The sequence below is a fragment of the Microbacterium sp. MYb64 genome (genome assembly GCF_002979495.1).
Classification (GTDB): Bacteria; Actinomycetota; Actinomycetes; order Actinomycetales; family Microbacteriaceae; genus Microbacterium; species Microbacterium azadirachtae_A.
The window spans coordinates 84,494-96,134 of sequence record NZ_PCOW01000005.1 but is presented as its reverse complement, the minus strand read 5'-3'; the positions used below and the strand labels follow the sequence as shown (position 1 = coordinate 96,134).

15 protein-coding genes are annotated in these 11,641 nt (G+C 66.2%); 6 read left to right on the top strand and 9 right to left on the bottom strand.

Features of this window, described 5'->3' with window-relative positions:
- Positions 1 to 32 precede the first annotated feature (32 nt).
- Together CQ044_RS19390 and CQ044_RS06805 are read left to right on the top strand one after the other, a co-directional pair.
- A complete protein-coding gene (locus CQ044_RS19390) occupies positions 33 to 710 on the top strand; it encodes a hypothetical protein (protein ID WP_146116744.1) in 678 nt (225 codons plus the stop codon).
- A 423-nt stretch (positions 711 to 1,133) separates the two neighbouring features.
- The gene (locus CQ044_RS06805; protein ID WP_219844930.1) at positions 1,134 to 1,910 is read left to right on the top strand and encodes an IclR family transcriptional regulator; all 777 of its coding nucleotides are present in this window, start codon (positions 1,134 to 1,136) and stop codon (positions 1,908 to 1,910) included.
- Between the two features lie 307 nt (positions 1,911 to 2,217).
- Here CQ044_RS06805 and CQ044_RS06800 read toward each other — a convergent pair whose 3' ends face one another.
- Positions 2,218 to 2,877, bottom strand: coding sequence for a cation diffusion facilitator family transporter (locus CQ044_RS06800; RefSeq protein ID WP_105687866.1), 660 nt, complete (start codon positions 2,875 to 2,877; stop codon positions 2,218 to 2,220).
- The gene (locus CQ044_RS06795) at positions 2,874 to 3,206 is read right to left on the bottom strand and encodes a helix-turn-helix transcriptional regulator (RefSeq protein WP_105687764.1); all 333 of its coding nucleotides are present in this window, start codon (positions 3,204 to 3,206) and stop codon (positions 2,874 to 2,876) included. The genes CQ044_RS06800 and CQ044_RS06795 overlap by 4 nt, the downstream gene beginning before the upstream one ends.
- Before the next feature lie 162 nt (positions 3,207 to 3,368).
- On the opposite strand from CQ044_RS06795, the gene CQ044_RS06790 reads away from it, so the two are divergent.
- On the top strand, positions 3,369 to 4,022 hold the full coding sequence (locus CQ044_RS06790) for a GNAT family N-acetyltransferase (protein ID WP_181158203.1): 654 nt from the start codon (positions 3,369 to 3,371) through the stop codon (positions 4,020 to 4,022).
- Between the two features lie 10 nt (positions 4,023 to 4,032).
- Here CQ044_RS06790 and proS read toward each other — a convergent pair whose 3' ends face one another.
- On the bottom strand, positions 4,033 to 5,451 hold the full coding sequence (proS, locus tag CQ044_RS06785; RefSeq protein WP_258133185.1) for a proline--tRNA ligase: 1,419 nt from the start codon (positions 5,449 to 5,451) through the stop codon (positions 4,033 to 4,035).
- A 129-nt stretch (positions 5,452 to 5,580) separates the two neighbouring features.
- Complete coding sequence (locus CQ044_RS06780; RefSeq protein WP_105687864.1) at positions 5,581 to 5,991, bottom strand: VOC family protein; 411 nt, start codon at positions 5,989 to 5,991, stop codon at positions 5,581 to 5,583.
- Positions 5,992 to 6,085: 94 nt separating this feature from the next.
- Between CQ044_RS06780 and CQ044_RS06775 the strand changes: the two genes are divergently transcribed.
- On the top strand, positions 6,086 to 6,685 hold the full coding sequence (locus CQ044_RS06775) for a dihydrofolate reductase family protein (RefSeq protein WP_105687762.1): 600 nt from the start codon (positions 6,086 to 6,088) through the stop codon (positions 6,683 to 6,685).
- Positions 6,686 to 6,718: 33 nt separating this feature from the next.
- Here the strand turns inward: CQ044_RS06775 and CQ044_RS06770 are convergent, their stop codons facing one another.
- From CQ044_RS06770 to CQ044_RS06750, 5 genes are all read right to left on the bottom strand, one after another.
- Positions 6,719 to 7,318 carry a trans-aconitate 2-methyltransferase gene (locus tag CQ044_RS06770; RefSeq protein WP_219844929.1) on the bottom strand — a complete coding sequence of 200 codons (600 nt, stop codon included), beginning with the start codon at positions 7,316 to 7,318 and terminating at the stop codon, positions 6,719 to 6,721.
- 199 nt (positions 7,319 to 7,517) lie between these two features.
- Complete coding sequence (locus CQ044_RS06765) at positions 7,518 to 8,447, bottom strand: aminoglycoside phosphotransferase family protein (RefSeq protein ID WP_258133184.1); 930 nt, start codon at positions 8,445 to 8,447, stop codon at positions 7,518 to 7,520.
- A 128-nt stretch (positions 8,448 to 8,575) separates the two neighbouring features.
- A complete protein-coding gene (locus CQ044_RS06760; protein ID WP_045273112.1) occupies positions 8,576 to 8,779 on the bottom strand; it encodes a cold-shock protein in 204 nt (67 codons plus the stop codon).
- Between the two features lie 376 nt (positions 8,780 to 9,155).
- Positions 9,156 to 9,515: an MmcQ/YjbR family DNA-binding protein gene (locus CQ044_RS06755; protein WP_105687759.1), complete on the bottom strand. Its 360-nt coding sequence runs from the start codon at positions 9,513 to 9,515 to the stop codon at positions 9,156 to 9,158.
- 2 nt (positions 9,516 to 9,517) lie between these two features.
- Positions 9,518 to 10,048, bottom strand: coding sequence for a GNAT family N-acetyltransferase (locus CQ044_RS06750; RefSeq protein WP_105687758.1), 531 nt, complete (start codon positions 10,046 to 10,048; stop codon positions 9,518 to 9,520).
- A gap of 64 nt (positions 10,049 to 10,112) precedes the next feature.
- Here CQ044_RS06750 and CQ044_RS06745 point away from each other — a divergent pair, with 64 nt between their 5' ends.
- The gene (locus CQ044_RS06745; protein ID WP_105687757.1) at positions 10,113 to 10,895 is read left to right on the top strand and encodes a class I SAM-dependent methyltransferase; all 783 of its coding nucleotides are present in this window, start codon (positions 10,113 to 10,115) and stop codon (positions 10,893 to 10,895) included.
- A gap of 142 nt (positions 10,896 to 11,037) precedes the next feature.
- Positions 11,038 to 11,628, top strand: coding sequence for a hypothetical protein (locus CQ044_RS06740; protein WP_105687756.1), 591 nt, complete (start codon positions 11,038 to 11,040; stop codon positions 11,626 to 11,628).
- Positions 11,629 to 11,641: the final 13 nt, after the last annotated feature.

Sequence of the window (11,641 nt, the reverse complement as noted above, 5' to 3'; positions counted from 1 at the left end):
GTGGAGGCGTATCACGGCGAGACAGGACGAGCATGGGCATCAAGGAAAACCAGCCGCAAAGTGTCGAAACGCAGAGTTTCACAATGGCGCCCCCCGGCATCGGCCGCCGAACGGTCACGAAGGGGCTTGCTTGGTCTGTACCGGTCATTGCCGCTTCGGTCGCCGTACCGTTGGCTGCGGCATCGGAGAAGAAGCCCAACTGCGGCTGCCTCGCGACCGGAGCCCTCGGGGCATTCACCGCGCAAGCCGCAACGCTCTTGAATATCGGCACCGTCACCGGAACGATTGCGTTCAATCTCGACAGCGGAGCTTGCAACACGGGATTCTTCAAACCCCTGTACACCGTCCTCGGCGCGGGAGGGAGTATCTCCTTCAGCGACGGTACAAAATACCCCTACACGATCGGGGCTACGACCGGAGTGGGCACCATCGGGCAGGTCAGCGTGTTCGATTCAACTTTCACCGTGCTTGGCCGCGTGAACATGCCCAATGATCTGGTGCCGCCGTACTCCCCGAAGGTACCGACGCGAATCTGCATGACCTTCACTGCGATCTTCGTTCCGATTCCTCCCATTCCTCAAGTGGAGTGCACATATGCTCTCTGCTTCGACATCACGAGTCCTTCGAGCCTGGGCGCGATCATCGCAGGGACGGGGACGGTCAACTGGACAGACCTCACGCCGAGCAATCCCACCCTCACCCCCAGTTGATTGAAAGCCGCATGCACGGAGGACCTCTCTCCGCCCGAAGGCGTACCCGGCGTCGGAGACGACGCATGAACCGGTACTACCGCTCGCCGAATCCTATACGTGAGGCCGCGAAAAGGACCGGGCTCACAACGCTTGCCGCAGTGGGCACGGGATTCGCTTTCTGGGCGTTCATCTTCTATCGATGACATCTTGGGGGTCGAAATCAACTCGGCACTAGGCGACCCCTCCCCTTCCCCGCCGTCCACAAAAGTGCGTCCTGAATTCTACGTCGCGGGCGGGCCGAACGATTCAACGCCCCGCGATGAGAACGTGCATACCTTCCGGCGACTGAGAGTCTTTTCCGGAACATTATTCACGGCCTCTCGACCTGCTATTACCGGCGTCTATAAGACAGTGTGGCCAATCATGGAGATAGCGCGCGCTGTGGACGTGACCGTCATATCCAAGGCGGCACGGATTCTTGACGCGTTCACCGTCCAACGGCCAAAGATATCGCTGGGTGAATTAAGCAGCATCACCGGGCTGACTCCTTCAACCGCCCTACGGCGCGCCGATGATCTCTTGCGGGCCGGCCTGCTGACCCGCGATACGACGGGGCGCTACGCGATAGGTTCCGCATTGCAGAGGATTGCGATGTGCGCGCCGACGGGAGTCAACCTCATCGAGGTCGCGCAGCCTGTGATGCAGGAGCTTTTTCTGCGGACGCGATACGACGTAGGGCTGGTCGTCCGGGAAGGCATGGCGGGATTGGTCGTAGCACGCATGTTCGGTTCCGCCGGCCTACCCATGATGTACACGGTCGGCTCATCGATTCCCCTCCATGCGACAGGGAGCGGTCTTGCGCTGCTGGCCAACAGTTCGGGAAGCGATCAGCAGGAGATTCTCGACGGCCCCCTTCCCGCACTGACCCCCTATACCTGCACTGATCCGGATGCTCTGCGCACCCTGCTTGCACGCGTCAGGGAACGAGGATACGTGCAGTCGGATCGTGGCGCCGACCCGAGCGCGGCAGCAATCGGCGCGCCAATTCTCGACTCTGGCGGGCACGCGATAGCAGGGCTTTCGGTGGTGTTCCGGCACGGCGATGGCCCCCTTCAGGCTCTCACCGAGACCACGCGAGCGGCATCCCGTGCCATATCCCGCGCTCTCGGGGCACCAGAGCGGCGAGCGGATCTACCTGTCGCCGATTGCCGGTTCTGAACGCGGACGATATTGTCCGGCTGACTCTCGTTCTTCCGCGCGACGAGAGGAAGGCGATGTGCGCCCCTTTTGCACTCCTTGCAACGGGGTTAGGACGGGACACTTCGCGTTGATAGAAATTCATCGGCCGCCTTTGTCCCCCAGGAGGCGGCATGGGATCCCCAACCATTGCGGTAGGTGGCTCCCGGACGGTGTTGATCAACCCGGCTTCGGGGGTGCTCACCTCAGAGCGCCCCCGAAGCACCGAGCGATGATACGTGTGCGGTGAACGGCCACTGAGCCGGTTCTCGAGGAGGTCGCCAGCGACTCAGTGGCGAGGGTCCTCGTCGTCCTCGAGGATCATGCCGACCGACGTCGCGCAAGCGTCGCCTCGCCAGGCTTCGAAGCCCTCTCGGATCGCGAACCCGGCGATCACCAGGCCTGCGACCGCGTCGGCCCACCACCACCCGAACAGCGAATTGAGCACCAGACCGACCAGCACGGCGGCCGACAGATACGTGCAGATCAGTGTCTGTTTCGAGTCTGCGACTGCCGTCGCTGAGCCGAGTTCACGGCCCGCGCGGCGCTCGGCCAGCGAGAGGAACGGCATGACGATGACGCTCAGCGCCGTGATGACCATTCCGAGGGTTGTGTGCTCCGCTTCCACGCGCCCGATGAGCGTCATGAGCGACGTGGCCGTCACGTAGACCGCGAGGGCGAAGAACGCGACGGCGATGACGCGCAGCGTTCCCTTCTCCCATCGTTCCGGGTCACGACGGGTGAACTGCCAGGCAACGGCAGCTGCAGACATCACTTCCACGGTCGAATCCAGGCCGAACGCGACCAGCGCGCCCGACGACGCTGCTGCGCCCGCGCCGATGGCGACGATGGCCTCGACGAGGTTGTATCCGATGGTCGCCGCGACGATCCAGCGGATCCGTCGCTGCAAGACCTGGCGGCGATCGCCGGTGCGGGAGGCGATCGTCATGAGCAGCTGCACCCCTCCCCCGTGCAGCAGTCCGGTTCGACCGACAAGACGACCTGGAGAAGCTCGGTGAGGGCAGGCGCGAGGTGCGGGTCGGCGAGCCGGTACGACGAACGCCTGCCTTCTGCGACAGCCTCCACGAGCCCGCAGCCGCGCAGACATGCCAACTGGTTCGACATCACCTGCCGCGACACGCCCAGATCGTCGGCGAGCTCGGACGGGTAGGCCGGCCCCTTCCGTAGTGCCAGGAGAACGGCCGCCCGAGTCGAGTCCGACAGAGCATGGCCCAGGCGAGACAGAGCAGCCGTGTGTGGTCGCGTGGCGGTGAGCATGCCGCTATAGTACAGCGAATCGTGTACTGATCGAGTCCCGACCTCTTCTCGGCGCCGACCGCGTAGTGCACGGGGTGCGTTTATCGCGGACCGAAGTGTTTCACAGAGGGCGCAGAGTCACCGCCTCAGTCGCGCATGGCGGGCGTGCCTAGGTTCGGAGCCATGGCAGGCATCGTTCATCGCGACCCGACGCACGAGCGCCGCGCGCTGCAGCATCCGGGCGGCGAAGGGTCCTGGATGCGGGCGGTGCGAGACGTGCTCCCGCTGCGCCGCCCGGACTTCCTTCGCGGGTCCGGCGTGCGCAACCCTCTCATCGCCCGCACTCTGGAGACGCCCCGCCTGTTGTTGCGCCCCTATAGAACGGCCGACACCGCAGATTGGTTTCGGATCCAGTCGTCGCCCACGATCCGTGAGTTCCTGCCGTGGCCGGCCCGGAATCGCCGTGCCTCGGCGCGGCATCTGCAGCATCGAACCCGGCACACCCGGCTCTGCTACGACGGCGACTTCCTTGCACTCGCCGTCACACGGGGCGAGGTGGTGATCGGCGATGTCTCGCTGCATCTGCGCGGTACGGATCCACTCACCTTCGGCGCCGAGATCGGCTGGCTGCTGCTCCCGTCCTGCACAGGACAGGGATACGCAGCGGAGGCCGCGACGGCACTCATCGACGTCGCCTTCGCCGAGCTGGGGGCGAACTGGATCGCTGCGGTGATCCATGAAGACAACCACCCGTCTCTGCGCCTGGCGGAACGCCTGGGGTTCCACTTCGGTGGTCGCACGCCGGATGGCCGGTACCGTCTCGTCCGGCTGCGCTGAGGAGCGGACGTCAGTACGCGCGCCCGACGATCGCGACGAGATCCTGCTCGGGATTCAGCGGGTCGGGCATCTGCCCGTCGCGCGTCTGCAGGCAGCGCACGGTGATGGCGTCCCTGTTGAGCTCCTTCTCGCCGGCCTCGCCGAGCACGGCCCAGTCGATCACCGCGAACCCGGTCTTAGCGGCTTCGCGCGCTTCCTCGATCGTCGACACGTGCGTCGTGCGCTCAGCGAGGCGCGTGCGGGCGCTCGCGAGCATGTCCTCCTGCATCCGGTCCAACAGCACCGGGATCGTGGTCACGAGGTCCGCCAGCGGCAGCGTCGACTTGCCGTCCGTGTCGCGGCGCGCATAGGTGACCTGCGCCGCGTCCAGATCGCGCGGACCGACCTCGATTCGAACCGGCACGCCCTTGAGCTCCCATTCGGTGGCGCGGCGACCGAAGCCAGGGGTGACGCGCACATCCAGTTTCGTGCGCACTCCCACGGCGGCGAGGTCCGCGACGATCTGCTTCGCCGCCTCAACCGTGCGGTCGTCGTCCTTCACGGCGATGACGACCACCTGATGCGGCGCGATGCGCGGAGGAATGCGCAGTCCGGAGTCATCACCGTGCGACATGATCAGGCCACCCATCATTCGCGTCGAGGAGCCCCAGGAGGTGGTCCAGGTGGTCTGGACCTTGCCGTGGGCGTCGGTGTAGGTGATGTCGAAGGCGGTGGCGAAGTTCTGGCCGAGTTCGTGGCTCGTGGCCATCTGCAGCGCCTTGCCGTCGCCCATCATCGCTTCGCACGTCATCGTGTTGGTGGCGCCCGCGAAGCGCTCGGACGGCGTCTTGAACCCGGGCAGCACGGGGATCGCGAGCACGTTCTCCAGGAAGTCCTTGTAGACCTGGAGGTGAATGCGCGTGGCGTATTCGGCAGCGTCCTCACGCGTGGCGTGAGCGGTGTGCCCTTCCTGCCACAGGAACTCGCTGGTGCGCAGGAACAATCGCGGACGCATCTCCCAGCGCACGACGTTCGCCCATTGGTTCAGCAACATCGGCAGATCGCGGTGCGACTGGATCCACTTCGCCATCAGCTCCCCGAAAAGCGTCTCGGACGTCGGACGCACGACGATGGGCTCGGTGAGCTCCTTGCCGCCGGCATGCGTGACCACGGCGAGCTCAGGGCTGAAACCCTCGACGTGCTCGGCCTCACGTTCGAGATACGACTGCGGGATGAACAGCGGCAGGTACACGTTCTCGGCACCGGTCGCCTTGATCCGGGCGTCGACCTCGGACTGCATCCGCTCCCACACCGCGTACGCATACGGTCGGATGACCATCGTGCCGCGCACGGGTCCGTTGTCGGCGAGCTCGGCCTTCTCGAGCACGTCCTGGTACCACCGCGGAAAGTCCGTGTCTATCGATGCGAGGATCTTCTGTCGTTCTGCCACCACGCCAGGGTAAGACTCCCCGGCGAGGTATCTCCATCAGAGGCGATGCGGGTACGAGATCCGGGGCTCCCCTCCCCTGGCTCGGTGCGGCGCTCTCCCCTCTCGCAACCGGCGGCTCAGAAAGCCCGATCAGCGTCGCCAGGGCATGTGCTGCAACGTCCAGGTGTTGCCATCAGGATCCGCGAAGCCGGCGTAGAAGACACCGCCGACATCCTCCACCGGCCCGATGTCGACGCCGCGTTCGGCCAGCTTCGCGCGCGCAGCAGCGATGTCGGAGACGACGAGATGCAGTCCGCGGAGCGAGCCAGGCGGCATCTGGGTCCCGGGCAGGCCGGCACTGAGTGTGATCGAGCAATAGGAGCCTGGCGGAGTGAGCTGCACGATGCGGACCCCTTCGGACGGTTCGACGTCGACATCGACGGTGAAGCCGAGCTGGTCGGCGTAGAACGCCTTCGCGCGGTCGATGTCGCTGACAGGGACGAGCACGAGCTCCAGCAGCATCGCGTTCGGCGGGACGGTGGGCACGGGGTTGTCGGTCATGGTGCGATCGTGCCACATTATCCAACCAATCGGTTGCATAATTCTTCGCGGCGGTGTTCCCTGGAGTGAAGCCGATCAACGACAGGAGGATCCCATGAGCACGGTCACCGTCCACGCCGTCGCCTCTATCGACGGTTACATCGCTCGGCCCGACGACAGCGTCGGGCCGCTGTTCGACTGGTACGAGAACGGCGACGTCGCCGTACGCGTACCCTCGAGCGGATACGAGTGGCACGTCTCGGCTTCCTCGGCGGCCTACCTCGGCCGGCTGATCGATGAGACCAGCTGCGTCATCATGGGGCGCCACATGTTCGACTTCACGAATGGATGGAACGGCGTGCCCGTGATCGGCGACCACGTCGTCGTTGTCACCCATCGCGAGGCCGACGAGTGGCGCGACCGCCACCCGGACGCGCCATTCACGTTCTGTGGCGACATCGAGAGCGCGATCGCCACGGCCAAAGACATCGCGGGCGATGGCGACGTGGTTCTGTGCGCGGGCGAGATGGCTGGACAGGCGGTCGCCGCCGGGTTGGTCGACCGCGTCGCGATCGATATCGTGCCGGTGGTGTTCGGTCAGGGTAAGCGCTACTTCGGCAGCGTCAGCGATGAGATTCTGCTCGCCGACCCCGTGGAAGTCATTCGTGGCGACCGCGTGCTGCATCTGCTGTATCCGGCGCCGGCGCGCGTTTGACGTGCGCATCGCCTCCCTCGCCGTGCGACAGCGCTACTCCGACCTCTGCCAGGTGAGGGCGTATCGCCACAGGGCGAGGCGCTTCCACCGGACCCCGGGCAGCTCCTGGGCTGCGGACTCGCGAACCTCCGAATACGAATGCGGCGGCGGCCATACCGTGGGCGCCGAGTGCTCCCAGTACGTCCGCGTCCGCGAGTACCACTGGTGCTGAACGATGCCGAGCGCATCGTGCGCATGGTCTCCCCAGGTCGTGGATCGCGCGAGTCCCACGACGACGAGAACTCCGCCCGGCGAGGTGAGGGCGCCAAGCCTTCGCAGTGCCGCACGCGTGTCATCGAAGTGATGGAGAGTTGCGATCGAAGCCACCACATCGAAGGTCCGACCGAAGTCATGGACCATCACGTCGCCGTGAACCCAGGCGACGCCGGGGTGCTCGGCTTGCGCGCGTGTGAGCACGCCCTGGTCGAGGTCGATGCCGGTGACGTCCGACATCACCGCCCGCAACTCCCCCGCCAGCGCGCCATCACCGGTGCCGACGTCGAGCGCCGACGTTGCGCCTGCGGGAATCGCGTCCGTGACGAGGCGGTGAAAGTGGAGGTTGTGGTTCCACAGCCGTTTGCGATCGCGGCTCAACCTAGCACGCTCGGAGCCCGTGTGATCACGACGCGACATAGCCCAGGGCGGGGCGGGGAATCGAGGGCTCGCTCATGCCTGAAGGATACGGACCCGGCATCGGAAGCGCCACGGGCGCCGGAGCATCACCGGCCGGAGTCGTGCCCGGCTCCGGGTGGCGTGGTTCCTGTGATCGCGAGGCCGCGCGTGATCCGTTCGTTCAACGAAGCCGGATGCCGACCTCCGCTGCGATTGTCGTGACCATCGCGATGAGCTTGGCTGTTCGTCCCGGCATCGTCTGGCGGTAGTTCTCGATCGTGAGCAGTCCTGGACCGACGAACGCCCAGGCACGAGCTCTGGCCCACGTGGCATCGTCAGCTGCGGCAGCAGCGCGAAGCACGTCGCGCGCGGGGGCGTCGAACATGCTCCACGCGTAGAGCAGGTCGACGGCACGATCGCCCACTCCCAGGCCGCCCCAGTCGATCACTCCGGCCAGTGTTCCATCCGACCGCACGAGTATGTTCTCCGCCGACAGGTCGGTGTGGATCCAGCAGGGAGGCGTTGTCGCGGGTGGGACATCGCGCAGAAGTCGCCAAGCCCGACGGACCGCTTCCGGATCGAACACGTCGGAGAGTCGCGTCGCCGCGTAGTCGGCCCACTCGTCGATCGTGTCCGTGACGGGTTCGCCCGCGCGATACCCCCAGTGCTCGGCGCCTTCCGGAACTCCTGAGGCGTCCACGTCATGAAGGCTCTGCAGGAAGTGACCGAGTGTCGTCGCCAGTTCGGCCTGCCGCGTGCTGTCGAGGTCGGCAGGCGGATCCCCTGGCAACCAGGAGACGACGGTCCACGGTCTCGGGAACGCTTCTGACGCGTCACCGACGAACTCGACGCGAGGAACCGGTACGGGAAGGGCAGGCCCGAATCTCGGGAGCCAACGCACCTCCTTGAGCAGGTCGTCGGCGTAACCCTCGGACCGGGGCAGACGAACAGCCTGCTCGTTGCCTAGGCGGAACACCCAGTTGCTGCTCCCCGACGCCGTGCTGGGGCGGAGCGCCTGTCCGGTGAGATGCGGAGCCTGTTCCTGGAGAAGACGGGCGACCAGCGCGGAGTCCGGGAGGTCCTGCTGTGCGGCCGCGGATTCCTGAGTCACCGTCCCCATGATAGGTCGGGCCGACAGTTCGCCCGCAGCCTGGGGCTCCCGCAGAGGACGACGCTCCGCGCAACGAAAAGCGGGCGTCCCGGTATGTGCATGCCGGGACGCCCGCTTTTCGTGAGAACTCAGATGACCTGGATGTTCGCAGCCTGCATGCCCTTGGGGCCACGCTCGGAGTCGAACGAGACCTTCTGGTTCTCCTCGAGGTTGCGGTAGCCGTCACCCGTGATCGCGCTGAAGTGCGCGAAGACGTCGGCGGAGCCGTCGTCGGGCGCGATGAATCCGAAGCCCTTTTCGGTGTTGAACCATTTGACGATGCCAGTGGCCATGTCGTCATTCCTTCTTGTCTGGGACCCGTTGAACGGTCCGCGAATCCGCGACGATGCCGTCGGGAAGTAGGGGGTCGCGCCGGCAGGCGCTCGGTCTGGTCGTCGATCCGACATGCGGGGAAGGGTCCACATGATCACCGAGGCCGACACGGGCAGCGGGAGGGATACGGGAACAGCAGGAGAGATCAGAAAACCAACCGGTGAGGAGTGCATCACAATGGCTGACGCAACCAGAGTCACTGAACTGAATACCCGCTCGGCCGATGACCGAGCCCAGAAGCTGGTCCGGAGCAGGACTCCGGCAGAAACCACAACTTCAACAACCTGAGGTCGAGCATATCCCCTTGTCACCTGAGTGAAGGCCCAGAGGCCCGGATCACGCCGGTCCGTACGGGTGGGCCAGATCGTAGGCGCGGGACAGCTTCTGCGGGACGACCATGCGCCACGCATCCACGACGAACTCCCGTGCCTCCCCCGGATCCAGGGCCGCGAGATCGGAGCGCACCCAGTGGAAGCGCATGTCGGACGGCGACGGCAGCTGGAACTTGTCGGGCTGGCCACCGACGAGTCCTTCGCGCAACTCTTTGGGGAACCCGAACTCCATGATGCGCTCGTCCGACGAGAACGCCACATACACGATCTGTCCCACGCGGAACTTCAGACGGCCTCGGACGTAGACCTCGTAGGAGCGCTCGAGCGTCGACCCGAGAGCCCTCACGTCGTCGATCGTCGCCATGCTCAACCTGTCGGTTCTCGCACGGTGAGCAGAGAGCGACCGTAGACGCTCTCCTTGACGATCGTCCCGGTGTCCACGAAGCCGAGCTTCTCCAGCGCGCGCCGCGAAGCCCGGTTCCAGTCCCACACGCTCGCCCACAGGCGCGGAAAGCCCGCCTCTCCGGCCCACTCGATGACGGCGCCGCCGGCCTCGGTGGCGTATCCGCGATTGTGCACGGCACTCAGCAGTTCGAAGGCCAACTCGGGCCGTTCGCCGTCGTCGTCGAACGCCAACCCGCAGTAGCCGATCACCGCATCGCTTTCGCGGAGCACGACCGTGAGCAGCCGAGGCCGTCCACGAACGCTCTTCTGGCGGATGTCGTCGGCGATCTCCGCCACCGTCGGATGTCCCTCCGCATCGAGCCGACGGTGTGTAGGAACCCGCTCGTCGCGTTCGGTCCACAGCCGCCGGAAGACATCTGCGTCCTGCACCTGTTGAGGCCTCAGATACAAGCGCTCGGTCGTGAGCGTCGCCGCGCGCGATTCCTCGGGCATGGCCTCATCATCCCATCGCGGCGCGTGCGGCGTCGACGCGCGCGTCCGTGTCAGGATCGAAGGCATGACGGATCTGTCGCGGACTCAGGACGGCAGCGCCGGTGACGCCGACTACGGGGTCATCGGCGCGACCTACAGCGACTTCCGCCGGCCGGATCCGAGGATCGCGAGGATCGTGCGCGATGCGCTCGGCGATGCCCGCACAGTGCTCAACATCGGCGCGGGCGCTGGGAGCTACGAGCCGGTCGATCTGGAGGTGACGGCCGTCGAGCCGTCCGCGAGCATGCGCGCGCAGCGACCGCCGCACCTCGTCTCCGCGATCGACGCCGTGGCGGAATCGCTGCCGTTCGCCGACGCGACATTCGACGCCGCGATGACGACTTTCTCCGTGCACCAGTGGAGCGACCTCACCGCCGGACTCGCGGAGGTCCGCCGTGTCACACGCGGGCCCGTAGCGATCCTGACGTGCGATCCGGATCTGCTGGATCGCTTCTGGCTCGCCGAGTACGCCCCGGACGTGATCGAGACCGAGCGGCGGCGCTACCCGGCTGTCGCCCGGCTCGCCTCCGCCCTTGGCGGAACGGTCACCGTCGACCCGGTGCCGATCCCCCTCGATTGCACCGACGGCTTCAACGAGGCCTATTACGGCAGGCCGGAGGCGCTGCTCGATGCGGGAGCGCGGGCGGCCTGCTCGGCATGGAGCTTCGTGGATCCTGTGCGCGCCAGGGACTACGCCGATCGACTGCGGAACGCGCTCGACTCCGGCGAGTGGGACCGCCGATACGGTGCGCTCCGCCGTCAGGCCGCGTTCGAGGGCTCGCTCGTCCTGGTGCGCTCGATGCCCTGACTTCCCCACCGTCGGACGAGGGACTGGCCTGCCGCCAGGATCATCCACGCCCGTGAGGCACGCGATGCGGAGCAGAGCCGGGACCGCGCTCATCGCCGGGCTCATACCGCCGATGGCATGGGCTTCGTGACACGATGACGAGATGCGCAGGTCGAAGACGACGCGGATCATCGGAGTGCTGCTGGTCAGCGCGTGCATCATGCTCGTGTCGGCATGCGGCTCATGGTCACCGCAATCGAGTGCCGAGCACAGCGCCCGCCAAGGACTCGTGCACATGGTCGAGGAATCGCAGGACCAGATCTGGCCGTTCCGGGCGGCGTTGTCTCACGATCCGGAAGCGGCTTTGGCGAACATCTCCGGTCTGGCGGATGTCCGCCGGACGAGCGCTGAGGGATCCTGGCTGCTGACGGACCTCCGCCAGGATGCTTCCGGCACCGCACTGACGCTGATGACCTCAGCGAGCGGAGAGACCGGTGGCGGGCTGTTCTACGCACAGGTCTCCCTGCGCACGTGCTGGACGCTCGTGGTCGCCCGGGACGGCTCCGGAATTGATACCACCTCCGCGGACTGCGCCAGGAGCCCTGTCGCGAGCCGACTGCCCGAATCCATGGCCGAGGCGACGACCGTCGCGCTCGACGATCTGACGGTGCGGCGCCATGTCGACACGACCGACTACCCCGCGGCCCCTTGCCAGTGCTCGAGCGGTGAGCCCTGCGAGTGTCCCGGCGGCTGAGCTTCGTCGCGGG

Coding starts and splice junctions, on each gene's coding strand:
- CQ044_RS19390 (WP_146116744.1), top strand. CDS start 33: ATGGGCATCAAGGAAAACCAGCCGCAAAGTGTCGAAACGCAGAGTTTC.
- CQ044_RS06800 (WP_105687866.1), bottom strand. CDS start 2,877: ATGACGATCGCCTCCCGCACCGGCGATCGCCGCCAGGTCTTGCAGCGA.
- CQ044_RS06795 (WP_105687764.1), bottom strand. CDS start 3,206: ATGCTCACCGCCACGCGACCACACACGGCTGCTCTGTCTCGCCTGGGC.
- CQ044_RS06790 (WP_181158203.1), top strand. CDS start 3,369: ATGGCAGGCATCGTTCATCGCGACCCGACGCACGAGCGCCGCGCGCTG.
- CQ044_RS06780 (WP_105687864.1), bottom strand. CDS start 5,991: ATGACCGACAACCCCGTGCCCACCGTCCCGCCGAACGCGATGCTGCTG.
- CQ044_RS06775 (WP_105687762.1), top strand. CDS start 6,086: ATGAGCACGGTCACCGTCCACGCCGTCGCCTCTATCGACGGTTACATC.
- CQ044_RS06760 (WP_045273112.1), bottom strand. CDS start 8,779: ATGGCCACTGGCATCGTCAAATGGTTCAACACCGAAAAGGGCTTCGGA.
- CQ044_RS06755 (WP_105687759.1), bottom strand. CDS start 9,515: ATGGCGACGATCGACGACGTGAGGGCTCTCGGGTCGACGCTCGAGCGC.
- CQ044_RS06750 (WP_105687758.1), bottom strand. CDS start 10,048: ATGCCCGAGGAATCGCGCGCGGCGACGCTCACGACCGAGCGCTTGTAT.
- CQ044_RS06745 (WP_105687757.1), top strand. CDS start 10,113: ATGACGGATCTGTCGCGGACTCAGGACGGCAGCGCCGGTGACGCCGAC.
- CQ044_RS06740 (WP_105687756.1), top strand. CDS start 11,038: ATGCGCAGGTCGAAGACGACGCGGATCATCGGAGTGCTGCTGGTCAGC.